The sequence below is a fragment of the Burkholderia sp. Z1 genome, assembly GCF_014893795.1.
Classification (GTDB): Bacteria; Pseudomonadota; Gammaproteobacteria; order Burkholderiales; family Burkholderiaceae; genus Burkholderia; species Burkholderia theae.
Map to the genome: position 1 here is coordinate 1450917 of NZ_JACFYL010000001.1, position 24243 is coordinate 1475159.

General features: G+C 63.9%; 25 protein-coding genes and 2 tRNA genes. 17 read left to right on the top strand and 10 right to left on the bottom strand.

Annotated features, from left to right (window positions below):
* Nucleotides 1–55 precede the first annotated feature (55 nt).
* The 6 genes from pstC to phoR are packed head-to-tail and all read left to right on the top strand — an operon-like array spanning nt 56 to nt 5630.
* Complete coding sequence (gene pstC, locus H3H55_RS06805; RefSeq protein ID WP_129514227.1) at nt 56–1042, top strand: phosphate ABC transporter permease PstC; 987 nt, start codon at nt 56–58, stop codon at nt 1040–1042.
* Nucleotides 1039–1932, top strand: a complete 894-nt coding sequence (gene pstA / locus H3H55_RS06810; protein ID WP_193098093.1) for a phosphate ABC transporter permease PstA — start codon at nt 1039–1041, stop codon at nt 1930–1932. The genes pstC and pstA overlap by 4 nt, the downstream gene beginning before the upstream one ends.
* Nucleotides 1933–1947: 15 nt before the next feature.
* Nucleotides 1948–2796 carry a phosphate ABC transporter ATP-binding protein PstB gene (gene pstB, locus H3H55_RS06815; protein ID WP_129514229.1) on the top strand — a complete coding sequence of 283 codons (849 nt, stop codon included), beginning with the start codon at nt 1948–1950 and terminating at the stop codon, nt 2794–2796.
* Between the two features lie 18 nt (nt 2797–2814).
* On the top strand, nt 2815–3519 hold the full coding sequence (phoU, locus tag H3H55_RS06820) for a phosphate signaling complex protein PhoU (RefSeq protein WP_129514230.1): 705 nt from the start codon (nt 2815–2817) through the stop codon (nt 3517–3519).
* A gap of 32 nt (nt 3520–3551) precedes the next feature.
* Nucleotides 3552–4253, top strand: coding sequence for a phosphate regulon transcriptional regulator PhoB (gene phoB / locus H3H55_RS06825; protein ID WP_027787869.1), 702 nt, complete (start codon nt 3552–3554; stop codon nt 4251–4253).
* A gap of 57 nt (nt 4254–4310) precedes the next feature.
* A complete protein-coding gene (gene phoR / locus H3H55_RS06830; protein ID WP_129514231.1) occupies nt 4311–5630 on the top strand; it encodes a phosphate regulon sensor histidine kinase PhoR in 1320 nt (439 codons plus the stop codon).
* 103 nt (nt 5631–5733) lie between these two features.
* On the opposite strand, the gene ppk1 is transcribed toward phoR, so the two are convergent.
* A complete protein-coding gene (gene ppk1 / locus H3H55_RS06835) occupies nt 5734–7797 on the bottom strand; it encodes a polyphosphate kinase 1 (RefSeq protein ID WP_129514232.1) in 2064 nt (687 codons plus the stop codon).
* Between the two features lie 286 nt (nt 7798–8083).
* Between ppk1 and ppx the strand changes: the two genes are divergently transcribed.
* A complete protein-coding gene (ppx, locus tag H3H55_RS06840; RefSeq protein WP_129514233.1) occupies nt 8084–9598 on the top strand; it encodes an exopolyphosphatase in 1515 nt (504 codons plus the stop codon).
* An 88-nt stretch (nt 9599–9686) separates the two neighbouring features.
* Here ppx and H3H55_RS06845 read toward each other — a convergent pair whose 3' ends face one another.
* Both H3H55_RS06845 and H3H55_RS06850 read right to left on the bottom strand, forming a co-directional pair.
* Nucleotides 9687–10121: a hypothetical protein gene (locus H3H55_RS06845; RefSeq protein WP_193098094.1), complete on the bottom strand. Its 435-nt coding sequence runs from the start codon at nt 10119–10121 to the stop codon at nt 9687–9689.
* Between the two features lie 199 nt (nt 10122–10320).
* Nucleotides 10321–10397 (bottom strand) — tRNA-Pro (locus H3H55_RS06850).
* A 161-nt stretch (nt 10398–10558) separates the two neighbouring features.
* On the opposite strand from H3H55_RS06850, the gene sixA reads away from it, so the two are divergent.
* Both sixA and H3H55_RS06860 read left to right on the top strand, forming a co-directional pair.
* A complete protein-coding gene (gene sixA, locus H3H55_RS06855; protein ID WP_048242411.1) occupies nt 10559–11020 on the top strand; it encodes a phosphohistidine phosphatase SixA in 462 nt (153 codons plus the stop codon).
* 170 nt (nt 11021–11190) lie between these two features.
* Nucleotides 11191–11997 carry a GNAT family N-acetyltransferase gene (locus tag H3H55_RS06860; protein ID WP_193098095.1) on the top strand — a complete coding sequence of 269 codons (807 nt, stop codon included), beginning with the start codon at nt 11191–11193 and terminating at the stop codon, nt 11995–11997.
* Between the two features lie 202 nt (nt 11998–12199).
* Here the strand turns inward: H3H55_RS06860 and H3H55_RS06865 are convergent, their stop codons facing one another.
* Nucleotides 12200–12370: a hypothetical protein gene (locus tag H3H55_RS06865; protein WP_164992002.1), complete on the bottom strand. Its 171-nt coding sequence runs from the start codon at nt 12368–12370 to the stop codon at nt 12200–12202.
* A gap of 136 nt (nt 12371–12506) precedes the next feature.
* Between H3H55_RS06865 and H3H55_RS06870 the strand changes: the two genes are divergently transcribed.
* Entirely contained in the window at nt 12507–12683 is a 177-nt protein-coding gene (locus H3H55_RS06870; protein WP_164992003.1) for a hypothetical protein, read from the top strand.
* Between the two features lie 19 nt (nt 12684–12702).
* Here the strand turns inward: H3H55_RS06870 and H3H55_RS06875 are convergent, their stop codons facing one another.
* The 5 genes from H3H55_RS06875 to H3H55_RS06895 form a co-directional block, all read right to left on the bottom strand.
* Nucleotides 12703–14091, bottom strand: coding sequence for an MATE family efflux transporter (locus tag H3H55_RS06875; RefSeq protein WP_193098096.1), 1389 nt, complete (start codon nt 14089–14091; stop codon nt 12703–12705).
* 10 nt (nt 14092–14101) lie between these two features.
* Entirely contained in the window at nt 14102–14425 is a 324-nt protein-coding gene (locus tag H3H55_RS06880) for a DUF2288 domain-containing protein (RefSeq protein ID WP_193098097.1), read from the bottom strand.
* Between the two features lie 72 nt (nt 14426–14497).
* On the bottom strand, nt 14498–16117 hold the full coding sequence (locus tag H3H55_RS06885) for an acyl-CoA synthetase (protein WP_193098098.1): 1620 nt from the start codon (nt 16115–16117) through the stop codon (nt 14498–14500).
* Nucleotides 16118–16492: 375 nt separating this feature from the next.
* The gene (locus H3H55_RS06890) at nt 16493–17194 is read right to left on the bottom strand and encodes a peptidoglycan DD-metalloendopeptidase family protein (protein WP_048244340.1); all 702 of its coding nucleotides are present in this window, start codon (nt 17192–17194) and stop codon (nt 16493–16495) included.
* Nucleotides 17195–17326: 132 nt separating this feature from the next.
* Nucleotides 17327–18238, bottom strand: a complete 912-nt coding sequence (locus H3H55_RS06895) for an aldose epimerase (protein ID WP_193098099.1) — start codon at nt 18236–18238, stop codon at nt 17327–17329.
* A gap of 479 nt (nt 18239–18717) precedes the next feature.
* Between H3H55_RS06895 and H3H55_RS06900 the strand changes: the two genes are divergently transcribed.
* The 6 genes from H3H55_RS06900 (at nt 18718) to H3H55_RS06925 (ending at nt 22561) form a co-directional block, all read left to right on the top strand.
* The gene (locus tag H3H55_RS06900) at nt 18718–19548 is read left to right on the top strand and encodes an undecaprenyl-diphosphate phosphatase (protein ID WP_006490581.1); all 831 of its coding nucleotides are present in this window, start codon (nt 18718–18720) and stop codon (nt 19546–19548) included.
* Nucleotides 19549–19720: 172 nt separating this feature from the next.
* A tRNA-Arg gene (locus tag H3H55_RS06905) sits at nt 19721–19797 on the top strand.
* A 213-nt stretch (nt 19798–20010) separates the two neighbouring features.
* The gene (locus H3H55_RS06910) at nt 20011–20289 is read left to right on the top strand and encodes a type II toxin-antitoxin system RelE/ParE family toxin (RefSeq protein WP_193098100.1); all 279 of its coding nucleotides are present in this window, start codon (nt 20011–20013) and stop codon (nt 20287–20289) included.
* A gap of 12 nt (nt 20290–20301) precedes the next feature.
* The gene (locus tag H3H55_RS06915) at nt 20302–20604 is read left to right on the top strand and encodes a HigA family addiction module antitoxin (RefSeq protein ID WP_193098101.1); all 303 of its coding nucleotides are present in this window, start codon (nt 20302–20304) and stop codon (nt 20602–20604) included.
* A 90-nt stretch (nt 20605–20694) separates the two neighbouring features.
* Complete coding sequence (locus tag H3H55_RS06920; protein ID WP_193098102.1) at nt 20695–21372, top strand: hypothetical protein; 678 nt, start codon at nt 20695–20697, stop codon at nt 21370–21372.
* Nucleotides 21373–21409: 37 nt separating this feature from the next.
* Complete coding sequence (locus H3H55_RS06925) at nt 21410–22561, top strand: helix-turn-helix domain-containing protein (protein ID WP_193098103.1); 1152 nt, start codon at nt 21410–21412, stop codon at nt 22559–22561.
* Between the two features lie 104 nt (nt 22562–22665).
* On the opposite strand, the gene H3H55_RS06930 is transcribed toward H3H55_RS06925, so the two are convergent.
* Entirely contained in the window at nt 22666–23934 is a 1269-nt protein-coding gene (locus H3H55_RS06930; RefSeq protein ID WP_193098104.1) for a HEPN domain-containing protein, read from the bottom strand.
* A 105-nt stretch (nt 23935–24039) separates the two neighbouring features.
* Between H3H55_RS06930 and H3H55_RS37245 the strand changes: the two genes are divergently transcribed.
* Nucleotides 24040–24180, top strand: coding sequence for a hypothetical protein (locus H3H55_RS37245; protein ID WP_226799962.1), 141 nt, complete (start codon nt 24040–24042; stop codon nt 24178–24180).
* Nucleotides 24181–24243: the final 63 nt, after the last annotated feature.

The following is a 24243-nucleotide window of genomic DNA, read 5'->3' on the forward strand; positions in this document are numbered from 1 at the left end:
AGTGTGTGCGGTAAAGCCGGGCGTTACGGCGCCCGGCACTCAAAAGCAGGCACCCATGTCTGATATTTCCTATACGTCCTCACGGTCCGCCGACGTTGCGCAGCAACGCGCGCCGAGCCGTCTCGGGGACGTTGTGTTCGGCGGCCTCGCACGGCTCGCCGCGATCGTGACCCTGCTGCTGCTGGGCGGGATCATCGTTTCCCTGATCATTGCGTCGATGCCGACCATCCAGAAGTTCGGCCTCGGCTTCCTGTGGCAATCCGAGTGGGATCCCAACTCGGACGTCTACGGCGCACTCGTGCCGATCTACGGCACGATCGTGACGTCGGTCATTGCGCTCGTCATCGCGGTGCCCGTCAGCTTCGGCATCGCGCTGTTCCTCACCGAGCTGTCGCCCGTGTGGCTGCGCCGTCCGCTCGGCATCGCGATCGAGCTGCTCGCCGCGATCCCGTCGATCGTGTACGGCATGTGGGGGCTGCTGGTGTTCGCGCCGATCTTCGCCGAATACTTCCAGAAGCCGCTCGGCCGCCTGTTCAAGGACGTGTGGGTGCTCGGTCCGCTGACCGCCGGCCCGCCGATCGGCATCGGTATTCTCGCGGCCGGCGTGATCCTCGCGATCATGATCATCCCGTACATCGCGTCGGTGATGCGCGACGTGTTCGAGGTCACGCCCGTGCTGCTGAAGGAATCGGCCTACGGGATCGGCTGCACGACCTGGGAAGTGATGTGGAAGGTCGTGCTGCCCTATACGAAGACCGGCGTGATTGGCGGCGTGATGCTCGGCCTTGGCCGTGCACTCGGCGAAACGATGGCCGTGACGTTCGTGATCGGCAACACGAACCTGCTCGACAGCGTGTCGCTGTTCGCGCCGGGCAACAGCATCACGTCGGCGCTCGCGAACGAATTCGCGGAAGCGCAGCCGGGCCTGCATACGTCCGCCTTGATGGAACTCGGCCTGATCCTGTTCGTGATCACGTTCATCGTGCTGTCCATCTCCAAACTGCTGCTGCTTCGTCTCGAGAAGGGAGAGGGCAAGAAATGAGCGAGCCCATCATGAATTTCCCGGGGCCGAACGGCGCCGTGCTCGAGGCGATGCGCGAGCGCCTGCAGCGCAAGCGCAAGGCCATCAACGCGATCGCGCTCGCCGCATCGCTCGGCGCAATGGCGTTCGGCCTGCTGTGGCTCGTGTGGATCCTGTACACGACGCTGCACCTCGGTATCGGCGGCCTGTCGCTGCAGCTGTTCACCGAATCGACGCCGGCACCGAACACCGAAGGCGGCGGTCTCGCGAACGCGATCGTCGGCAGCCTGCTGCTGTGCGGTTTCGGCACGCTGGTCGGCACGCCGATCGGCATCCTCGCGGGCGTCTATCTCGCCGAGTACGGGCAGAAGAACCTGCTGGCGAGCACGATCCGCTTCATCAACGACATCCTGTTGTCGGCGCCGTCGATCGTCATCGGCCTGTTCGTGTACGCGCTCGTCGTCGCGAAGTCGGGACGCTTCTCGGGCTGGGCCGGCGTCATCGCGCTCGCGCTGCTGCAGATTCCGATCGTGATCCGCACGACCGAGAACATGCTGAAGCTCGTGCCGAATGCGCTGCGCGAAGCAGCGTTCGCGCTCGGCACGCCGAAGTGGCGGATGGTGCTGAAGATCACGCTGCGCGCATCGGTGGGCGGCATCATCACGGGCGTGCTGCTCGCGATCGCGCGGATCGCCGGCGAAACGGCGCCGCTGCTGTTCACCGCGCTGTCGAACCAGTTCTTCTCGTGGGACATGAGCCAGCCGATGGCGAACCTGCCCGTGACGATCTACAAGTTCGCGATGAGCCCGTTCGCGGAATGGCAGTCGCTCGCATGGGCGGGCGTGTTCCTGATTACGCTCGGGGTGCTCGGACTCAACATCCTGGCGCGCTCGGTCTTCTCGAAAAAGTAACGGCGGAGCAATCCGATGAATATGGCAGAGAGCCACCTGAATCCCGTCGAGCGCACCGCAGCGCCCGTCGGCACGCACGACGCGGCGAACGATCGCCCGCTCGAGCCGCTGAACGCGAAGATCGAGGTCAACAACCTCAACTTCTTCTACAACAAGTTCCATGCGCTGAAGAACATCAACCTGCGCATTCCCGAAGGGAAGGTGACGGCGTTCATCGGCCCGTCGGGCTGCGGCAAGTCGACACTGCTGCGCACGTTCAACAAGATGTTCGCGCTCTATCCGGAGCAGCGCGCCGAAGGCGAAATCCTGATGGACGGCGAGAACCTGCTGACGACGAAGCGCGATATCTCGCTGCTGCGCGCGCGTATCGGCATGGTGTTCCAGAAGCCGACCCCGTTCCCGATGTCGATCTACGACAACATTGCGTTCGGCGTGAAGATGTTCGAAAAGCTCACGCGCTCGGAAATGGACGACCGCGTCGAGTGGGCGCTCACGAAGGCCGCGCTGTGGAACGAAGTGAAGGACAAGCTGGGCCAGAGCGGCTACGGCCTGTCGGGCGGCCAGCAGCAGCGTCTGTGCATCGCGCGCGGCATTGCGATCCGTCCGGAAGTGCTGCTGCTCGACGAGCCGTGCTCGGCGCTCGACCCGATCTCGACCGGCCGCATCGAGGAGCTGATCGCGGAGCTCAAGAGCGACTACACGGTCGTGATCGTCACGCACAACATGCAGCAGGCCGCGCGCTGCTCGGATTTCACGGCCTACATGTACCTGGGCGAGCTGATCGAGTTCGGCGAAACCGAAAAGATCTTCATCAAGCCGGTGCGCAAGGAAACGGAAGACTACATCACCGGCCGCTTCGGCTGATGACGGAGAACAACAGCCATGTCGGATAAACATCTGTCGAGCCAGTTCGACGCGGACCTGAATGCCGTGTCGTCGAAAGTGCTGGAAATGGGCGGCCTCGTCGAGTCGCAGATCGTCGGCGCGATGTACGCGCTGAACGAATTCGATCGCGATGCGGCCGAGAAGGTGATCGCGGCCGAGGAAACGCTGAACGCGATGGAAGTCGACATCGACCAGGAGTGCGGCAACATCATCGCGCGGAGGCAGCCTGCCGCGCGCGACCTGCGTCTTTTGATGTCGATTTCGAAAACGATTACGAACCTCGAGCGTGCCGGCGACGAAGCCGAGAAGATCGCGAAGCGCGTGCGCCGCCTGGTCGACGAGCCGGCCGCGCGCGCGGTCAACATCGCCGAGATCAAGGTGTCGGGCGAGATGGCCGTGACGATCCTGCGCCGCGCGCTCGATGCGTTCGCGCGCCTCGATACGGTCGCCGCTGCGCAGATCGTCAAGGACGACAAGGAAATCGACCTGGAATTCCGTGCGTTCGTGCGCAAGCTCGTGTCGTACATGCAGGAAGATCCGCGCACGATCTCGGTCGGCCTCGAATACCTGTTCATCGCGAAGGCGATCGAACGGATCGGCGACCACGCGAAGAACATCGCCGAATTCATCATCTACATCGTGAAGGGCACCGACGTGCGGCACCAGCCGCGCGACACGCTCGACCGTGAAGCCAACAGTTAACGCGACAACGTACAGGAAAAAAAGAGGTGCCGATGCCCAGCAACATTCTCGTCGTTGAAGATGAGCCCGCGATTTCCGAACTGATCTCGGTGAATCTCCAGCACGCCGGTCACTGCCCGATCCGTGCGTACAACGCCGAACAGGCGCAGAACCTGATCAGCGATGTGCTGCCCGATCTCGTGCTGCTTGACTGGATGCTGCCGGGCAAGTCCGGTATCGCGTTCGCGCGCGACCTGCGCAACAACGAACGGACCAAGCACATCCCGATCATCATGTTGACCGCGCGCGGCGACGAGCAGGACAAGGTGCTCGGCCTCGAGATCGGCGCGGACGACTACGTGACGAAGCCGTTCTCGCCGAAGGAATTGATGGCGCGCATCAAGGCCGTGCTGCGCCGTCGTGCGCCGCAGCTGACCGAGGACGTCGTGTCGATCAACGGGTTGCGCCTCGACCCGGCCACGCATCGCGTCGCCGCGCATGCGGAAGGCAGCGAGATCAAGCTCGACCTCGGCCCGACTGAGTTCCGCCTGCTGCATTTCTTCATGACGCATCCGGAGCGCGTGCACAGCCGCACGCAACTGCTCGACCAGGTGTGGGGCGACCACGTGTTCGTCGAGGAGCGCACCGTCGACGTGCACATCAAACGATTGCGCGCGGCCTTGAAACCGGCCGGCTGCGATGCGATGATCGAGACCGTGCGCGGCAGCGGCTACAGGCTCGCCAAGCACGCGTAACGTATTCGAGCATGCCGTGTGCCACGGCATGCCGTTCATTCTTTCGGGCGCTGAATCATGAACATCATCTGGGCGCGCTTTCTCGTGTCGCTCGTGCTGCTCGTGCTGATCGGCGTATTGGTCGGCGTCTTTGCCGGCCCGACCGCGGGCCTCGTGTTCGTGGTCGTGATGCTGGTCGCGCAGGGTTTCTTCAGCACCTTCCATACGCAGCGTCTGTGGCGGCTGCTCGATGCGCCGGTCTACGGTGAAGTGCCGAGCGCGCCGGGCATCTGGGGCGAGATCTACTACCGCCTGCACAAGCTCGCGAAACAATGGCATGCACAGGTGCGGCAGGTCGAACAGCAGCATTCGCGCTTCATCCAGGCGATCCAGGCGTCGCCGAACGGCGTCGCGATGCTCGATGACCACGACCAGATCGAGTGGTGCAACGAGATCGCCGAGGTCCATTTCGGCCTCGATGCGAAACGCGACCTGCGCCAGCACATCACCAACCTGGTACGCCATCCCGAGTTCGTCCGTTACCTGAACGCGCAGCATTACGACGAGACGCTCGTGATGCGCGGCATGGGCGGCTCGCGGCAGAACGTGCTGGCCGTGCAGGTGTTTCCGTACGGCGAGAATCGCAAGCTGCTGCTCACGCAGGACATCACCGAGCTCGAGCGTACCGACGCGATGCGGCGCGACTTCGTCGCGAACGTGTCGCACGAATTGAAGACGCCGCTGACTGTGCTGTCGGGCTTTCTCGAGACGATGCGCGAGCTGCCGCTGAACGAGGAAGACCGCGCCCGTTATCTCGAGATGATGGAGCAGCAGGCATCGCGGATGCGGCACATCGTCACCGACCTGCTGGTGCTCGCGAAGCTGGAGGGCGAGAGCAAGCCGCCGGTCGATCGCGCGATCGACATGCGCGCCGTGTTCGACCATCTGAAGGAGGATGCGCAGTCGCTGTCGAACGGGCATCACGACATCGCGTTCTCGATCGACGAGACGCTCGGCGTCACGGGCGCTCAGACGGAGTTGTTCAGCGCGTTCGCGAATCTCGTCACGAACGCGATCCGCTATACGCCGGACGGCGGCAAGATCGTCGTGTCGTGGCGACGCGAGGGCGCGCAGGGCGTGTTTTCCGTCACGGACAGCGGCTTCGGCATTCCGGCCGCCGACCTGCCGCGGCTCACCGAGCGCTTCTACCGCGTCGATCGCAGCCGTTCGCGCGATACGGGCGGCACGGGGCTCGGGCTCGCGATCGTCAAGCACGTGCTGCAGCGGCACGACGCGCACCTGTACGTGCAGAGCGAGGAAGGGCGCGGCAGCACGTTCACCGCGCGGTTCCCGGGCTCGCGCATCATCGCGATCCGGCCGGCCGCGTACGAGGCCTGATCGCGTAACGGCCGCGCTCGTTCGGCGCACGGCGGCGTGAGTGGTCCGAAAAAAAGCGCAGCCTGGGCTGCGCTTTTTATTGGTCGTGCGCCGCGCGGCCGGCTCACGAGCAGAACTTCGCGAGCAGCCCGAGTTGTGCGTTGCGGATCGTCTTGCCGGCGCGGCGGCGGCGGTAGTGGCCGTCGCTGTGCATCTGCCAGGCCGACTGGTTGTCGCCGAGGCACACCGACAGGCCTTCGGCGATCACGCGCCGCTTGAGCTTGCGCTCGCGGATCGGGAACGCGACTTCGACGCGGCGGAACAGGTTGCGGTCCATCCAGTCGGCGCTCGACAGATAGACGTCCTCGGCGCCGCCCGCGTGGAAATAGTAGATCCGGTGGTGCTCGAGGAAGCGGCCGACGATCGAACGCACCGTGATGTTTTCCGACAGCCCCGGCACGCCGGGTTTCAGCGCGCAGACGCCGCGCACGATCAGGTCGACCTTGACGCCGGCCTGCGACGCTTCATACAGCGCGGCGATCACCGACGGCTCCAGCAGCGCGTTCATTTTCGCGACGACGCGCGCGCGCTTGCCGGCACGCGCGTTGTCGATCTCCACGCGGATCGCGTCGATGATGCGCGGATGCAGCGTGAACGGCGACTGCCACAGCTCGTGCAGCGTGAGTTCGCCGCCGATCCCGGTCAGTTGCTGGAACACGTGATGGACGTCCTCGCAGAGCTTCTGGTCGGCCGTCATCAGCCCGAAGTCGGTGTAGAGACGCGCCGTGCGCGGGTGGTAGTTGCCGGTGCCGAGGTGCACGTAGCGACGCAGCGACGCCTTGCCGGCCTGCACGACACGGCGCACGATCAGCATCATCTTCGCGTGGCACTTGTGGCCGACCACGCCGTACACGACGTGCGCGCCGACGGCTTCGAGCTGCGACGCCCAGTTGATGTTGGTTTCCTCGTCGAAGCGCGCGAGCAGCTCGACGACGACGGTCACTTCCTTGCCGTTGCGCGCGGCTTCCATCAGCGCGTCCATCAGCGGCGAAACGGTGCCGGTGCGGTAGATCGTCTGCTTGATCGCGACGACGCTCGGATCCTTCGCAGCCTGCTGCAGCAGTTCGAGCACGGGCTGGAAGCTCTCGTACGGGTGGTGCAGCAGGATGTCGCCGTTGTCGATCGCGTCGAACATCGTCGGCGCGTTCGTGATCGCGGCCGGAGTCGATGCGGCGAACGGCGCGAATTTCAGGTCGGGGCGGTCGACGAGATCGGGAATCTGCATCAGGCGCACGAGGTTCACGGACCCGGCCACCCGATAGCAGTCCTTTTCGCCGAGTTCGCTTTCCTCGAGCAGGCGCCGCACGATGTGCGCCGGCGTGTCGGCCGACACCTCGAGCCGCACCGCGTTGCCGAGGTGGCGTGCGGGCAGTTCGCCCTGCAGCGCGACGCGCAGGTTCGTGATTTCGTCCTCGTCGACGAACAGCTCGCTGTTGCGCGTGATGCGGAACTGGTTGCAGCTCTTCACGACGAGTTGCGGGAAAAGCTCGCCGACGAAGCGCTGCATGAACGAGCTCAGCAGCACGAAGCCGTGCTCGAAACCGGACAGCGCGTGCGGCATGCGCACGACGCGCGGCAGCGCGCGCGGCGCCTGCACGATGCCCATCACGGCCTGGCGGCCGAACGCATCGCGGCCTTCGAGCTCGACGACGAAGTTCAGGCTCTTGTTCAGCACGCGCGGGAACGGGTGGGCCGGATCGAGGCCGATCGGCGTCAGCACGGGCAGCAGTTCGTCGAGGAAGTAGTGCCGTGCCCATTCGAGCTGCTCGTCGTTCCACGTGTCGCTCGCATGGAAGTAGATGCCTTCCTGTTCGAGCGCGGGCAGCACGGTTTCGTGCAGCATCGTGTACTGTCGATGGACGAGCCGCTGCGCGCGTTCGACGACGAGGTCGTAAGCATGCTGTAACGACATGCCGTCGGGCGTCAGCGCGCCGGGGTTGTCGCGGATCTGTTCCTGCAGGCCGGCCATCCGGACTTCGAAGAATTCGTCGAGGTTGCTGCTGGTGATGCAGATGAAGCGAAGGCGCTCGAGCAACGGGACTTGCGGATCGGCGGCCTGGGCCAGCACGCGCTCGTTGAACCCGAGGATGCCGAGTTCACGATTGAGAAGCGGATAACGGACGGACATCGGCAGAGTAGGGGGTGATTCAGGCGATGATTCGAAAGGACGCTCGGAAACTCTCACGGTACGATGACGTGCTGATGACGATAATGGTTTTATATCGGGAAATTCTACGCTGCAACCGTTTCGTCTCATAAATGTTTCGGCTATATACAATCGAGCAGTGTGCATGCCCGTGAAGCGTGGCAATGGCAAGCGTTCCACGCTTAAAATGTCGCCTTTGATTGATGATTGATCGACCTGGGGTGCCGGACCGGCAGCCGCGGGTGAACGCGCACGGAGCCCCATTCTGATGGTTACAACCCCCCACTTGCTGGCTGCCGTGGATCTCGGCTCGAACAGCTTCCGGCTGATCGTCGGTCGCGTCGAGGAAACGCCGGCGGGCAGCCAGATCTATCCCGTCGACGCGTTGCGCGAGCCGGTCCGTCTGGCTGCCGGCCTGTCGAGCGACAAGATGCTCGATCGCGCGTCGCAGGAGCGTGGCTGGGAGGCGCTCAAGCGGTTCGGTGAGCGCCTGCGCGATTTCCATCCCGATCATGTGCGCGCGGTGGCGACCAACACGCTGCGCGTCGCGAAGAACGCGGGAGAATTTCTCGGCGAGGCCGAAGCGGCGCTCGGTTTCCCGATCGAAGTGATCGCGGGCCGCGAAGAAGCGCGGCTGATTTATGCGGGCGCCGCGCATTCGGTGCCGGCGAGCGCCGGCAAGCGGCTCGTCGTCGACATCGGCGGTGGCTCGACCGAATTCATCATCGGCTCGCACTACACGCCGATCGTGATGGAGAGTCTCTATATCGGCTGCGTGAGCCACAGCCGCACCTTCTTTCCGGCCGGCAACGTCGACGAATACACGATGCGGCAGGCCGAACTCGCGGCCAAGCGCGAGATCCAGATCATTTCCAGCGAATACAAGAAGGCCGGTTGGGACCAGGCGATCGGTTCGTCCGGCACCGCGCGTGCGCTCGCGGAGCTCGTCGAGGCAAACGGCTTCAACGATCCGGGCATCACGCACGGCATTTCGCGCGGTGGTCTCGAGCGCCTGAAGCGCGCGCTGATCAAGTCGGAGAACGTCAACCGGCTGAAGCTGATCGCGCTGAAGCCCGACCGCGTGCCGGTGCTCGCGGGCGGTCTCGCGATCATGCTCGCGGTGTTCGAGGAGCTCGGTGTCGATTACGTCGATACGACCGACGGCGCGCTGCGTCTCGGCGTGCTGTACGACCTGCTTGGCCGGACGCAGCACGAGGACATGCGCGCGGTGACCGTCGAGGGCTTCACGCGCCGCTACGGCGTCGATCGTGCGCAGGCCGAGCGGATCGGCGCGCTCGCGGCGCGCTTCTACGACGAGCTCGAGGAAGCCGAAGACGAAGCGGCCGAGGAGGGGCGGATGTTCCTCGGCTGGGCGGCGGCGCTGCATGAAATCGGCTTGTCGATCTCGCACAGCGCGTATCACAAGCATTCGGCCTATATCGCGAGCAATGCGGACATGCCGGGTTTTTCGCGCACGGACCAGGCGCGGCTCGCCGCGCTCGTGCTCGGTCACGCGGGCAAGCTCGGCAAGCTGTCGCAGGCACGCGAGGTCGAATGGCCGCTGCTGTTCTGCCTGCGGCTCGCGGCGCTGCTGTGCCGGCGCCGGACCGATGCGGGGCTGCCCGACATTTCCGTGTCGCAGATGAAGAAGGGCGGGTACGAAGTGCGCCTGCCGAGCGCGTGGGTCGAGCAGAACCCGTTGACCGACTACAGCCTCAGCCAGGAGGCTGCCGAGTGGGAGAAGGTCGGTATTCCGTATCGCGTGGTGTACACCGGCGCGTAACGGGCCGATAGCGGGGTCCGGAAGGGCTCGGACGGGATGGTGCGGCGTTGCGCCTTCAGGCGTGCCGCGTGACTGTCCTGATGCCCGCTCAGTCCGACGAGCAGACGATCGCAGTCAGGAACGGGAATGCCTGCTTGACGGTCGCGTCGCTGCCGGCCTTGCGTACCGCTTCCTCCACCGCGCTCTTCGTGCCGCGCACCACGACGCCGTAGGCCCAGTCGCCGATCGGCGTGCCATCGCCCGGACGGAAGATCGGGTCGTTCGCCTGGTAACCGAGCACGACATAGACACCGAAGCCGTAGGCCGTCAGCGAGCGACTCGTGCGGAATGCGTTGACCGAATTCGATTCGACGTGCATCGGCTCCGACTGGATGTCGCCGGCGGCGAGCAGCGGCGCGACGAACCGGTGGCCGTTCGAGTGGCAGTCGAGTGCGTCGTCGAGCGCCTTGGCCGACGCGGTGCCGGCGGTCGCGAGCGCGAGCAGCGATGCGCAGAGGATGGTCTTGAGAATGTTGTTTTTCATGCGCGGATGCGGGTTGTTCACGCGCATTATCGCGTGTTCCCGGAAGGACCGTGCGCGGGCTGAGGGCGGGCCGCATGTGTCGTCGGCAAATCCCGCCAATTGACCGGATTGGCCGCAAGCCGGGAATCCGGGCGATCGATTCGACGATCCAGAAAAGGAAAAGGGGCTACGGTGTTTAACCGTAACCCCTTGATATCCTTGGTCGGAGCGATAGGATTCGAACCTACGACCCTCTGATCCCAAATCAGATGCGCTACCAGGCTGCGCTACGCTCCGACGAGCCAAAGATTCTATCGTCTAATTACTGATTTGGTCAATCGCGATCTGCGGATAAATGCCGCGGCGGCGAATCGGCCGCGATTTGCGACAATCCGCAGGTGACCGGCCGGTCCGGACGCAGGTGTCCGGCGCCGTTCGCCGAAGCAAGGAGAAAAATCATGATGAACCTGATCCTGTGGCGCCATGCGGAAGCCGAGGACTACGCGACGAGCGATCTCGCGCGCCAACTGACCGCCCGTGGCCGCAAGGACGCCCAGGCGATGGCCAAATGGCTGCGTGGCCGGCTCGAGACGAACGCTCTGATCCTCGCGAGCCCGGCGGCCCGTACCGTGCAGACCGTCGAGGCGCTGACCGACCAGTACCGGACCGTCGACGCGCTCGCGCCGGGCGGCAGCGTCGACGACGTGCTGGAGGCGGCCGGATGGCCGGAAGGGATCGCGCCGACGGTCGTGATCGTCGGGCACCAGCCGACGCTCGGCAGTGTCGCCGCGCAACTGATCGCCGGCAGCGACGACAGCTGGAGCGTCAAGAAGGGCGGTGTGGTGTGGCTCGCGAGCCGCACACGTGACGGCAGCCGGCAGGCCGTGCTGCGGGCGGTATTGACGCCGGAACTGGTGTGAAGCAGGCCTGACGGGGGTTAAAGGGATTCATCAGACGGTTTCGCAAGCTTTCTGCTAAAGTCATTTCGGCGACACGTCATTGAAAGGACACGGTCGTGCCACATAACGGTCACGGCCGATTACTACATTGGCGGGCATGTCGTCCTATTCCTTACGACCAGGAAAGCCTAATGCGAGAACTGCCGACGCCTACGCTCCCATTTGCCTCGCTGCCTCTTGATACATCGCGGCGCCACCTGCCGCGCGCTGCCGAAACCGTCACATCCGAATACCGCCTGCGCGCCGCGTGGGCGCGCACGGAAGACGAATTGCGCGAAGCCCAGCGCCTGCGCTACAGCGTGTTCGCCGAAGAGATGGGCGCGCAGGTCAGTGGCCCCTCCGGTCTCGACGTCGATCCGTTCGATGCGTACTGCGACCACCTGCTGGTTCGCGATCTCGATACGCTGAAGGTCGTTGGCACGTATCGCGTGCTTCCGCCGCACCAGGCGGCGCGTGTCGGCCGTCTGTACGCGGAAGGCGAATTCGACCTGTCGCGCCTCACGCACCTGCGCGGCAAGATGGTCGAGGTCGGCCGCTCGTGCGTGCACAGCGACTACCGCAGCGGCGCCGTCATCATGGCGCTGTGGGGCGGTCTTGGCGCGTACATGATGCAGAACGGCTACGAGACGATGCTCGGCTGCGCGAGCGTGTCGATGGCCGATGGCGGTCACTATGCGGCGAACCTGTACCAGTCGCTGGCGACGAGCTCGCTGACGGCGCCCGAGTACCGCGCATTCCCGCACACGGCGCTGCCGGTCGACGAACTGCAGACGGGCACCGTCGTGGCGCCGCCGCCGCTGATCAAGGGCTACCTGCGTCTCGGTGCGAAGATCTGCGGCGCGCCGGCCTGGGATCCCGACTTCAACTGCGCGGATTTCCTGACGCTGTTCCGCCTGTCCGACATCAACGCGCGCTACGCCCGCCACTTCCTGGGCTGAGCCGTCCGAAGCGCGTCGCGCCCGTTCCGGGCGCACGCAACCGAACGCCGTCGCGAGGCAACTGCCACGCGACGGCGTTTGTGTATCTGGACCATGTGCGCGTATCCGGCCCTGTTAATTCCAGCGCGACGCGATCACCACCGTGCCACGCGGTGGCACGTTCGCGAACGTCCCGGGGGACAGCCGGACGGCAGCGGGTCGCTCAGTGCTTGCGCCGCCAGTCGAGCAGGTGGTGTTCCGCCATCCAGTGGTGGATCATCCCTTCGCCGTCATGGCTGCGCTTGTATTCGCGCGACTCGAAGAACGACAGCGCGACGAGCACCATCAGACCGATGAACAGGCCGATCAGGCCCGCAATTTCTTCAGACGTCATGGCAGCCTCCTTTCCTCGGCACAGCGCCATGCGTACATAGTAGGACATGCGCAGCGCGACCTCGAAACAGGATTTCCGCTAGACTCGGCGCGGTCCCTGCGCGCAATGGGCGCGCCGTTTTCCGGAGCCATACCCGATGACCCGTTTCACGCTGGCCGTGCTGGCCGCATTCATCCTCGCCGGCTGTTCCAGCGATCCCCACCAGGCCCGCCGCGGCCACCCGCCGGAAGATCCGGCCGACTATCACGGCGTGCCGACCGACATGACGCCGCCGACGATGCTCGACGCGCCGCCGCCGAAACCCACGGAATAACGGCCGGCCTGGCCCGCCGTCAGGCGCGGGCGGCGGGTGCAGTGGGTGCGGCGTGCGCGTCGGCGCCGATGTGCCGCAGCAGCCCCGGCAGGTAGCGCGCGAGCGTCGCGCCGCGCGCGGCCATGAACAGCAGCAGCGCGAACCAGAGCCCATGATTGCCGAACGTGCCGACGGCGACGAGCGTGGCCACGATGAAGATCGAGAACGACGCGACCATCGCGCGCATCAGCGATTGCGTCTGCGTGGCGCCGATGAAGACGCCGTCGAGCAGGAAGCCCCAGACCGACACGATCGGCGAGATCGCGGCCCACGGCAGGTAGCGCAGCGCGACCGTGCGGATCTCGGGCTGGTCGGTCAGGCGCGCGACGATCCAGCCGCCGGCAGCCCAGTAAACGAGCGCGAACAGCAGTGCGCCGAGCGCCGACCAGAGCAGCGTGACGCGCACGGCCTGCCGGAATGCATGGCGGTCGCGCGCGCCGGCCGCGGCGCCGACGAGTGCCTCGGCCGCATGCGCGAAGCCGTCGAGGCCGTACGCCATGAAGGTCTGGAAATTCAGCAGCAGTGCGTTCGCCGCGAGCGTCGCGTCGCCCTGTTTCGCACCGAGGTGCGCGAACCAGCCGAATGCGCCGAGCAGGCACAGCGTGCGCAGGAAGATGTCGCGATTGAGTACGATCAGCCGCTTGAGCGCCACGCGGTCGGCGAGCGCGCGCACGACGATCGGCGCGAGGCCGCGCGGCCGCAGCCGCCACAGCATCCACGCGCCGAGCGCGAAGCCGCATGCGTCCGCCGTGGCGGTCGCGGCGCCGATGCCGGCGATGCCCCAGCCGAAGCCGTACACGTAGAGCAAGACGGCGCCGATGTTGACCGCATTGATGAACACCTGCGCGACCAGCGCGAGGCGGACGCGCTGCATGCCGAGCAGGTAGCCGAGCACGACGTAGTTCGCGAGCGCGAACGGTGCGCTCCAGATCCGCGCATGGCTGTACGCGAGCGCCGTCGCGCGGACGGCATCGCTGCCGCCGAGCGCGGACAGCGCGAACGACAGCAGCGGCACCTGCAGCGCAAGCACCGCGGCGCCGAGCGCGAACGCGACGATCAGCGCGCGCAGCAGGTTCAGCCGAATGCCGATGGCGTCGCCGGCGCCATGCGCCTGTGCGACGAGGCCGGTCGTTCCCATCCGCAGGAAGCCGAAGCCCCAGAACACGAAATTGAAGAACAGCCCGCCGAGCGCGACGCCGCCGAGATACTGCGCGCCGTCGAGGTGGCCGGCGACGGCCGTGTCGACGGCACCGAGGATCGGCTGGGTCAGGTTCGCCAGGACGATCGGGAAGGCGAGCGCGAGGACGCGCCGGTGCGTGACGGTGGCCGAGCCGGAGCCGGCCCCGTGCGATAACGCGGATTCGGACATGGCGGACGCGTCAGGCGCGTTCCTGCACGCAGACCCACGGCGAGACGACAACCGCCCACAGCTCGGGGTTGCGCGCCGCGTAGTCGGCGGCGGTCTCGGCCGGCATGCGCGCGACGAGGCCGGCCGACAGCCAGCGTGTGACCTGCTCGGCATCGTCGCTGGCGACCGCTTCCGCGACGCTGACGAGATCGAGGTCGCGCGCGACGGACAACAGCTTGCCCTGTGCAAAGAAGCGTTCGAGATCGCACCAGTCGATCTTGGCGGTTTCGCCGAGGAGTTTGGCGTAGAGCGGGCTGTGCGACGCGCCCGCGGCGGATGGGTGTTCAGAGGACATCGGTTTCTTGGAAAGACTGCGTGGCGCCACTATAAACCATCCGGCCGGGCGGGCGGCGAGGCGGCGGGCGGCTTACGCGTCGCGCAGCGCGCGGCGCACGATCTTGCCGGTCGCGGTCATCGGCAGGCTGTCGACGAACGCGATCGCGCGCGGATACTCGTGCGCGGCGAGCCGCGTGCGCACATGTTCCTGCAGCGCGCGGACGAGCGTATCGTCGCCGACGTGGCCGGGGTTCAGGACGACGAATGCCTTGACGATCTCGGTGCGCGTCGCGTCGGGCACGCCGACGACGGCCGCCATCCGCACCGCCGGATGCGTGAGCAGGCAGTCCTCGATCGGGCCCGGGCCGATCCGGTAGCCGGCGCTGGTGATGACGTCGTCGTCGCGGCCGACGAAGCGCACGAAGCCGTCGGCGTCGATGACGCCCGTATCGCCGGTGAGCAGGTAGTCGCCCGCGAACTTGTCGCGCGTCGCGCCGGGGTTGCGCCAGTATTCGAGGAACATGACCGGGTCGGGTCGGCGTACCGCGATGCGTCCTTCGACGCCGGGCGGCAGCGGCGTGCCGTCCGCGTCGACGATCGCGACCGCATGACCGGGCACCGCCTTGCCGATCGCGCCCGGCTGCGCATCGAACAGCGCCGCGCACGACGACAGCACCATGTTGCACTCGGTTTGCCCGTAGAACTCGTTGATCGTCACGCCGAGCGCGTCGCGTCCCCAGGCCGTCAGCTCGGTGCCGAGCGATTCCCCGCCGCTCGCGACCGATTTCAGCGACAGCGCGTAGCGTTCGCGCGGTGCCGGGACGGCGCGCATCAGCTTCAGCGCGGTGGGCGGCAGGAACGCGTGGGTGACGCCGTGCCGTGCCATCAGCGCGAATGCCGCGTCGCCGTCGAACTTCTCGAAACGGCGGGAGAGCACCGGCACGCCGTGATGCCATGACGGCAGCAGCACGTCGAGCAGGCCGCCGATCCATGCCCAGTCGGCGGGCGTCCAGAACAGGCGCGCGTCGCGCGGGAAGCACTGCTGCGACATCTCGACGCCCGGCAGGTGGCCGAGCAGCACGCGATGGGCGTGCAACGCGCCTTTCGGTTTGCCCGTCGTGCCGGACGTATAGATGATCACCGCTGGATCGTCGGCGGCCGTATCGGCCGGCACGAAATCGGGCGTTTCGGCGGCGAGCGCCGCGTCGTAGCGCAGCACGCCCGGTGCATCGGGCGCATCGTCGCCGATGCAGTAGACGGTATGCAGCGCCGGCAGTTGCGCGCGCAGCGGCGCGATTTTCGCGTAGCCGGCCGCGTCGGTCACGAGCGCGGCCGCTTCGCTGTTCGCGAGCCGGTATTCGAGTGCATCGACGCCGAACAGCGTGAAGAGCGGTACCGCGATCGCGCCGAGCTTGTACGCGGCGAGGTGCGCAACGGCCGTTTCGGGGCCCTGCGCGAGAAAGATGCCGATCCGGTCGCCGCGTCGCAGGCCGGCGCGCGCAAAGCTGTTCGCGAGCCGGTTAGAAGCATTCCTCAGGTCGTCGAACGAGATGCGGAAAACGTCGCCTTGCGCCGTTTCGTGAATCAGCGCGAGGCGTCCGCTGCCGTCGGCCCATTTGTCGCAGACGTCCACGCCGATGTTGTAGCGCGCCGGAACGCCCCATGCGAAGCGGGAGAGCAGGTCGTCGTAGCGGTTTGCGGCGGGCAGCATTGCGTGTCTCCTGGGTGTTCGACGTGGCGTCGAGCGAACGGATTACATCAGGGTTTCACGCAGACGAATCCACAATGGTGTCTGCTGATAGGGAATATTCGGACTCGTCCAATGGCCACGGCACAGTGCACGATTCCACAATGACGCATAAGATCACAACAAAACAGTGATGTGACCATGGATTTGCTCCTGATAGCTGCGGGGTTCAGCCTGATCGGAATCGGTGTGCTGGTAGCGTTCGCTCGTCACGTCGATCCGCTGTCCGGCCGTTTCACCGGACGTCTGCGCAAGCGCTGACTCGACCTTTCCCGTTTTTCGCCGCGACGGCACGCGATGCGCGCCGGCATCGCGTGTCGCTTGTCGATTGCCGTGCGCTCAGCGCGCCGGCAGGTAGCGCGACGGATCGATCGACCGGCCGCCGTAACGCAACTCGAAATGCAGCGCGACGCGATCGCTGTCGCTGTTGCCCATCTCCGCGATCGACTGCCCCTGCGTAACCGACTGTCCTTCCTTCACCAGCAGCGCGCGGTTGTGCGCGTAGGCGGTCAGGTAGTCGGCGTTGTGCTTGAGGATGATCAGGTTGCCGTAGCCGCGCAGCCCGTTGCCCGCATAGACCACGACGCCCGGCGCAGCCGCAACCACTGGCGTGCCCGGCGAGTTCGCGATGTCGATCCCCTTCGATTTCGAGCCGTCGAACGTGCGGACCACATTGCCGGCCGCCGGCCAGATCAGCGCGATGCTCGTGGCCGGCTTGACGGCCGATTCGACCGGCGCGGAAGGTGCAGGGCGGGCGCGGCCCGCGCTGCCGGTGCCGGTGGTCGACGGCGTCGATGCGGTCGACGTGCCGGGCGGCGGCGCGACGCGCAGCACCTGGCCGACTTCGATCGCATCGGGGTTCGCCATCTGGTTCCAGCGCACGACGTTCTGTACCGACGTGCGGTTGTCGCGCGCGATCTTGTAGAGCGTGTCGCCGCGCTCGACGCGATAGAACCCGGGGCCGACGGGGGCGGAGCCGCACGCGACGAGCAGAGCGGCGCAGGCGGCTGCGAAGAGTCGCTTCGTTGTTGTTCCGAACATTGAACCTCGCAAAACCCTGCCGCTCATGACGCGGCAGGCAACACAAAACGTCCGATTTTAACGGGTTCGACCCGAGCACCGCAGTTTGGGCCGTTGTCGGCGCCGTCGCGCGCCGGTTTGGCGCGCTGCGTATCAGCCGGCGAGCGGGAGGACGCGAATCCGCAACGTGGCCGTTTCGGTCGCACCCGGCGCGAGCATGCGCAGCCCGAGACCGTTGTGGATCGCATCCGGCAGGCCGAGCCACGGCTCGACGCAGTAGAAGTCCGAATCCGGTTTTTCGGTCCAGGTCGTGACCGCGTACCACGGGATCGAGCCCGGCACGTCGAGCGCGATCTCGATCGTGCGGCGGCGGCCCGGCATCACGATGCGCACCGGCGTGGACGGCTCGCCGTCGAGGCAGTGAAAGCGGTCGAGGATGTCCGGATTGTCGAGGCGGTAACGGGCTTCGCCCGGCTCGGGCGTGCTGATCGAACCGTCCGCGCGCTGCGCGCAGCGGCGCGTGGGCGGCAGCTCGAGCGTGGTTTCGGCGCGTTCGCCGTGCGGCAACGCGAAATAGAAATGGTGGCCGGCGTAGTAGGGCAGCGGCGCGTCGCCGCGATTGGTCGTCGTGAGCGCGACGTCGAGCGTGTGCGCGTCGGCCAGCCGGTAGGTCGTCTCGAACCGGAAATCGAACGGGTAGCTCGCGCGCAGTGCGTCGTTCGCGTCGAGCGTCATCGACAACGCGGTGCCGTCGGCCGACGGTTGCGCGGCGAACGGCAGGTCGCGCGCGAAGCCGTGCATCGGCAGGTCGCGGACCACGCCGGCGGCGTCGCGCCAACGGCCGATTTCGCCGTCGACGCGGTGGCGGCCGAGGAACGGGAACAGCAGCGGATTGCCGCCGCGCACGCGCGCGAGGTTGCTCCAGTCGGCCGTTTCCGGCCAGAAGATGACCGGTTCACCGTCGATGTCCCATGACAGCAGGCGGCCGCCGAATTGCGGGGCGACCCGGACGAGCGACGGGCCGGCGTGAAGTTCGTGAATGTCGAGTTGCTGGAAGATCGGCATGGCGAATCGGGTTGGGCGGGTGGACGGGGCACGGCGCGCTCCATTATCGGGCCGCGGCCGGTTGGGGAAAACCCTTCTCGGGAAATTGCGAGTTTTTGACAATGTCAACGGTCGGGATAATGCATCTAAACCGGTGAAGTTGCCGGGTCATGACACTTCGAGGAGGCGCCATGGATCTGGCAATGGCAATGGGACTCGCACTGTTCGGCATGTTCACCGGCAGCACGGTATTATTTTTCTACCAGCTCGGCCGTTGACGGCAATTCCTGCCGAAGTCGAAAGGCCCGCCATGCAAATGGCGGGCTTTTTGCTTTCTGTGCGCTTACAAATTGCAAGCGTTTGTGTGCATTGCCGCAATATCCGGCCAAATGCCTTGGCGCAGTAATCCTGGCTCGGCATAATCGGGGCGCGTTTTTTTCGGACGCGCATCGCGTCGTCCGTCATTCTTCCCGCTTAATCTTCACTAAAAGGACCGACGCGTGAGCCTCTGGTTTCTGGTATTCCTGAGCGTCCTGCAGGGCGTCACCGAACTTTTCCCCGTCAGCAGCCTTGGCCATACGCTGCTCGTGCCGGCGCTGTTCGGCATGCACATCGACAAGCACGCGCCGCAACTGCTGCCGTTCCTCGTGGCGCTGCACCTCGGCACCGCGCTGGCGCTGCTGTGGTACTTCCGCGCGCGCTGGATCGCGCTGATCGGCGGCTTCTTCGCGCAGCTCGGCGGGCGCAAGAATGATGACGGACACCTGATGTGGGCGCTGATCATCGGCACGATCCCGACCGGCATCGTCGGGCTGCTCCTCGAGAAGCGCATCGAGCGCGTGTTTCATGACCTGCGGATCGTCGCGATCGCGCTGATCGTGAACGGCGTGCTGCTGTGGCTCGGCGATCGCATCCAGCGCAGCCGTGCGCATCAGCCGCCCGAGAAGATGACGTTCAAACAGGCGTTCTTCGTGGGTCTCGCGCAGATCGGCGCGCTGATTCCGGGTTTCTCGCGCAGCGGGCTGACGATGATCGCCGGCAATGCCGCCGGGCTGACGGCGGAGAAGGCCGCGGAATTCTCGTTCCTGCTCGGCACGCCGATCATCTTCGCGGCGGGCGTGCTCGAACTGCCGAAGCTGTTTCATGCGCGCGACCAGCTCGCCGATGCGCTGCTCGGCGGCGTGCTGACGGCGATCGCCGCCTACCTGAGCGTGAGGTTCCTGATGCGCTATTTCGAGGGGCGCGGCCGCCTCGCGTCGTTCGGCGTGTATTGCGTGATTGCCGGCGTGTTCTGTCTCGGCTGGTTCATGCTGCATCCGCAGCCGGTTTGATGCTGCGATGGCCGGTCTCGCATGATCTGGCGCGATGATCGGGTATAATTTCGGGCTCGGCTCCATGCCGGGCCCGTTTTGTTTCGGGGCTTCGAGTTCGGTGGTGGTGGTGTCGCTGCTCAAAGTTCCGTGCCAAACGCGGTCCGCGTCAGGCCGTGTCTTTTCTCCTCGACCGCCCTTAGCTCAGTTGGATAGAGCAACGGCCTTCTAAGCCGTAGGTCACACGTTCGAATCGTGTAGGGCGGGCCAGTCCCAGCACTTCTTGCTGTTCCGGGGTTACACCCGCTCCGTGCGCCGAATCATGAAAACGCGTAATGACGGAGTTGGCCTTGCAGCGGCGCGGCATTCCACGATGGCCGCCTGCGGCGCAGCAAAAATGCAAATTACAGGCCAGCTTGAGATAGAACAAACGATTACATGCTCTTGCTTGACGCTAGTATTGCGCCGCAATAGTATTCAAGCATGATCAAGTCCTTCTGCTGCGCAGACACGGCGGCCCTCTTTTCGGGCGCCAGGGTAGCAAGGTTCGCGAACATCGAAAGGGTCGCGATACGCAAACTCGCCATGTTGAATCGCGCGCAGACCCTGAGTGATCTCAGGATTCCCCCGAATAACCGCCTTGAGGCGCTGGTGGGAGACCGAGCCGGCCAGCACAGCATCAGGATCAACGATCAGTACCGAGTGTGTTTCCGATTTCAGAACGGAGATGCTTACGACGTTGCGATCGTCGACTATCACTAGGAGGTGCCGCCTATGCCGCGTCAAGTTTCATACCCCCATCCGGGAGAGATCCTGCAGGAGGAGTTCCTGACTCCGATGGGCGTGACCGCATATCGCCTCGCCAAGGATATCGGGGTCGATCAGACACGCATCAGCGAGATCATCGCCGGCACGCGAAGCGTAACCGTTGATACCGGCTTGCGACTCTCCCGTTTCTTCGGAACCAGTGACGAGTTCTGGACTGGACTGCAGCTCGATTACGACACCGCTCACATGAAAGATGAGATGGCTCGTACCTTGGAGAGCATTCGCCGATTTGAACCCGAGTCGGCTTAACGAACCAAGAGACTTTCGAACCGCCCTCGGGCGGTTTTTCTTTGCGTCGCGTTATCGACTTTCAAGCGTCTAGAGCAGGGGAGGCGGCATATGACTGACGATCAATTCAAGCAGCAGATCAAGTCCGCAGTTTCAGCCCTCATCCGTTCAGAAGACCGCGCGGCGTATGACGCATTTGGCCATGCTTTTGAAACCGAGGCGGACGCGTTCGTAGAGCACATGACGTGCACGCTACTGGATTTCTCGGTGCTCGTTGAGCATATTCAGGATGGCGAAGAGAGGAAGCTGCACGTTGCCGCAATTTTGCACGATGGAATCAATCAGCACATTGTGTCTTTCCAGCTATTTCTTTCCGGACACCTCGTCGCCGCGGGCGCCTTGTTTCGCCTAGCGCTGGAATACGTTGCGCTTTCGATCTTGTGTTCCGCGAAGGATTCTTCGGTACTCGAACGCTTCGAATCTGATAGATACTCGACACAAGATGCGATTCACCATCTCGGGAAGTTTGCCGAAAAGGTCGGCATCGATAAGGCAGCAGCTGCGCAAATCAAGGCTGCGTACGTGTTTCTCCATAAGTACGCGCATCCGAGCAAGCTAACGCTGGCGACAGGCACGAGTTTTCATGCAGGTGGCCAGCCAGTCATAGGCGCAAACTTCGATCCCGAAAAACTCAATGAGTACCGGAAGGAGATCGCCAACCGAGTTGGCCTTGCATCGGTCTTCCCGAGCATCGTGAAGATTGTGGGTAGCAATATGGCGACCTGGTAGTCGGTCGCACCGAAAAACATCTGGCCGGAGCTGACTTATGCTGCACAAGGCTGACCTACGCGACGTAACCTTCGCCGATCTTCAGGCGCTCAAGGACAACCAGATTCCTGAATCTCACACGCTCGATTTCAAGCGCGATTTCCCGATCGACAAAGACGGACGGGCGAGCCTCGCCGCTGATGTCGTCGCGTTTGCAAATACCCGTGGTGGAGATTTGATTCTTGGTGCCGACGAACAGGGTGGCATCATCTCGGCATTCGCGCCGATCAAACTAGAGGACGTGGATGCGGCCTTGCGCTCGTTGCAGTCAACACTGACAGACCTCATTGAGCCCAAGATCCCTGGTGTTCATCTAGAGGCCGTTGATTTTCCCGATGGTGGCTATATCGTCATCGTGCGAACGCCGCCGAGTTTCCAAGCACCGCATCGCGTGCGTAAGAGCGGCGCTTTCTACACACGGACTTCGACTGGCATCGATCCTATGGACGTCACTACATTGCGCAGTGCATTCCTTCGGAGCGAGACTGCGGTTGAAAAGATTCGTGGCTTTCGCGCTGAGAGAATCGAGGATCTGTTTCAACGCCCGCTACCGGCTCGCCTTGAGCGATACGCGACAGGAGTACTACATGTTGTTCCGATGGCGTCGATCCTTGCGGGATTGAGTTTCGATATTTCGGAGTTGTACGCCGTTGCTCAGACATTGCCTCCTCCCAGCCACGATTCGGGTCATAGCACCCGCATCAATCTTGATGGGCCGCTGACTATTTCGACATCGGCAAACGAGTTGTACTCGTACACGCAGCTTTTTCGGAATGGCAGCATCGAATCGGTGATGCGCGTCCAGTGGGACGTCGGCGGTGTAGCGTGGGTTGATGGTATGGAGAAGGTGCTCGTGGATGAGCATCACCACGCTCTGAGGGACGCGTTCCTTAAACTCGGCATCGATGGCCCAGCTGTGGTTATGCTCTCGTTTACCGATATAGGGAGCGTGGCGCTCGAGGGTGCGGGGACACGAGCTGCGGCGATATCCGGTCGCATCGCGACCGTTCCCGCCTACTACCACAACTTGCTGTTGCCGGAGCTAGTTGTCGAGTCATTCGTCTCATCGGCGCCGGACATCTACGGGCCGCTATTCGATATGGTGTGGAACGCCGCAGGGCGACAAGCGAGACCTCCGCTCAAAAGATGAGCGTACCTTGCCAGAAACAGTTGGACTCGCTTTCGATACTGCATTTGGGCGATGGCCGCGCTGAGCGAGGTGCGGCTCAGATGCACAAGTAATGCGAACACGGGTTACTCATCCTGAGCCACGCTGCGCTCCTCCTGAACCACGTAGTCGGCGCCGACGACTAGTCGATCCCATGCCGGGAAGCCGCCATTATCGATAACTTTGCGGATCGCGTCGGCGCACAGACGTAGGCCCGCTTCGAGGGTCTTTTTAACTTCCTCTTCAGATGTCTTCGCTGGTGCCACGGCGCCGCTGTGTGCGGCGAATGATCGATAGCTGTAAAGCTTGTTGAAGATATCGAATAGTTCCGCTCGATGCTGACCGCTCTCTCCTAGAAGCCACGCGCCTCTAATTCGAAACTGCAACGAAAGCTGCTCCTTGGATGGCTGGTGGTTGAGCAGTAGCGATTCGAGCGCGATGCCCAGATCCAGCGCACGGTCGACGTTCTCTCGATGTTTTACGGCTTCATTCAATCGTTGCAGTGGGACACGAAGTTTTTGCTTCATTTCCCAGCTAAGCATGAGATATTTAGCCGCCACTCGCTTGAACTTATCGATCTGATCGGGCTCTGGTTCAACGGAGCTGAAGACTCGCGTTGCGTTTCGTGCAGTTCCCAAGCCGAGACCCATCTGACCTTTCAAGAATTCGCCATCGGCGAGTTCGCTAAACGATTTGAATGCAACCGGCGATGAGGGGCCGAGTACAGTCAACAGCTCTGCAATTTGGTACATCACGGGAACGTCGCGAGGCAGGGTGAGCGGTGGCGCCTCTTGAAAAAATTTTGGCCTTACTTCGCTTATGTTGTACAAGGCGGCGGTGGGCCTACGCTCCCCTTCGTCAAGTCGGTGCGCGACAGCCGCCGGTGTTCCCGGGTCACCGGTCGATTGCGGCTGCGACCGCAATTGCAGGTAGGCCTGCAGAGTGGATGACGGCACTGCATCCGGGGGACAAAGGATTACGCCTTCTGTGATCTCTATCGTTTCTGTGACGCGAATGCCCTCGAGCAGTTGCACGTCGATTCGACGATGGCAGTCGGTTTCGAGATACGTTTGCATTGCGGCCGTGGCGGAATCGACACCATGCATTAGCGCGTGTGCTAATGCGCCGTTCAAGAGGTCTTGTATCTTGAACGCAGTCGTAAACTGGCCATGATTAAACGCCATCCCATCCAAGGCGCTAATTTGTGGTTCGTTGTAGGCGACATCTAATAGTTCGCTGGGGGCCTGGGTAACAGATGGCGAAAGAGGGTGATGGAGTCCAAGCGATCCATAGGGGGATGACTTGATGATCTCAACCGCTCGAGCTAACGCGACGACGAATTCTTGTTTGAGCATTATGGGGTCTCTGACCTTGCGTATCGCGAACCTGATGGAAAGGAAGATGACTTGACTGGCACTGATCTTCAGGAGAAGTTCTACGTTTACCTTGGAGCACTGCCCGTGGATACTCAAGTCATTGTGGTCGAAAACACTGATCCGCGTGATGACATCATGAAGCGTAAGCAGTCGCTGAAATTCAGCAAGAACCCACACCACGGTCGGTACGGGTTGTTTCGATTTGTAGCGGATTCGGCGGCGTAACTAGGGTGGCCCCACATACTCTGTGCATCTCCGAATTGCGGATTTGGCTGCGCCAGGTCCGCC

Coding starts and splice junctions, on each gene's coding strand:
- pstC (WP_129514227.1), top strand. CDS start 56: ATGTCTGATATTTCCTATACGTCCTCACGGTCCGCCGACGTTGCGCAG.
- pstA (WP_193098093.1), top strand. CDS start 1,039: ATGAGCGAGCCCATCATGAATTTCCCGGGGCCGAACGGCGCCGTGCTC.
- pstB (WP_129514229.1), top strand. CDS start 1,948: ATGAATATGGCAGAGAGCCACCTGAATCCCGTCGAGCGCACCGCAGCG.
- phoU (WP_129514230.1), top strand. CDS start 2,815: ATGTCGGATAAACATCTGTCGAGCCAGTTCGACGCGGACCTGAATGCC.
- phoB (WP_027787869.1), top strand. CDS start 3,552: ATGCCCAGCAACATTCTCGTCGTTGAAGATGAGCCCGCGATTTCCGAA.
- phoR (WP_129514231.1), top strand. CDS start 4,311: ATGAACATCATCTGGGCGCGCTTTCTCGTGTCGCTCGTGCTGCTCGTG.
- ppk1 (WP_129514232.1), bottom strand. CDS start 7,797: ATGTCCGTCCGTTATCCGCTTCTCAATCGTGAACTCGGCATCCTCGGG.
- ppx (WP_129514233.1), top strand. CDS start 8,084: ATGGTTACAACCCCCCACTTGCTGGCTGCCGTGGATCTCGGCTCGAAC.
- H3H55_RS06845 (WP_193098094.1), bottom strand. CDS start 10,121: ATGAAAAACAACATTCTCAAGACCATCCTCTGCGCATCGCTGCTCGCG.
- sixA (WP_048242411.1), top strand. CDS start 10,559: ATGATGAACCTGATCCTGTGGCGCCATGCGGAAGCCGAGGACTACGCG.
- H3H55_RS06860 (WP_193098095.1), top strand. CDS start 11,191: ATGCGAGAACTGCCGACGCCTACGCTCCCATTTGCCTCGCTGCCTCTT.
- H3H55_RS06865 (WP_164992002.1), bottom strand. CDS start 12,370: ATGACGTCTGAAGAAATTGCGGGCCTGATCGGCCTGTTCATCGGTCTG.
- H3H55_RS06870 (WP_164992003.1), top strand. CDS start 12,507: ATGACCCGTTTCACGCTGGCCGTGCTGGCCGCATTCATCCTCGCCGGC.
- H3H55_RS06875 (WP_193098096.1), bottom strand. CDS start 14,091: ATGTCCGAATCCGCGTTATCGCACGGGGCCGGCTCCGGCTCGGCCACC.
- H3H55_RS06880 (WP_193098097.1), bottom strand. CDS start 14,425: ATGTCCTCTGAACACCCATCCGCCGCGGGCGCGTCGCACAGCCCGCTC.
- H3H55_RS06885 (WP_193098098.1), bottom strand. CDS start 16,117: ATGCTGCCCGCCGCAAACCGCTACGACGACCTGCTCTCCCGCTTCGCA.
- H3H55_RS06890 (WP_048244340.1), bottom strand. CDS start 17,194: ATGTTCGGAACAACAACGAAGCGACTCTTCGCAGCCGCCTGCGCCGCT.
- H3H55_RS06895 (WP_193098099.1), bottom strand. CDS start 18,238: ATGCCGATCTTCCAGCAACTCGACATTCACGAACTTCACGCCGGCCCG.
- H3H55_RS06910 (WP_193098100.1), top strand. CDS start 20,011: ATGATCAAGTCCTTCTGCTGCGCAGACACGGCGGCCCTCTTTTCGGGC.
- H3H55_RS06915 (WP_193098101.1), top strand. CDS start 20,302: ATGCCGCGTCAAGTTTCATACCCCCATCCGGGAGAGATCCTGCAGGAG.
- H3H55_RS06920 (WP_193098102.1), top strand. CDS start 20,695: ATGACTGACGATCAATTCAAGCAGCAGATCAAGTCCGCAGTTTCAGCC.
- H3H55_RS06925 (WP_193098103.1), top strand. CDS start 21,410: ATGCTGCACAAGGCTGACCTACGCGACGTAACCTTCGCCGATCTTCAG.
- H3H55_RS06930 (WP_193098104.1), bottom strand. CDS start 23,934: ATGCTCAAACAAGAATTCGTCGTCGCGTTAGCTCGAGCGGTTGAGATC.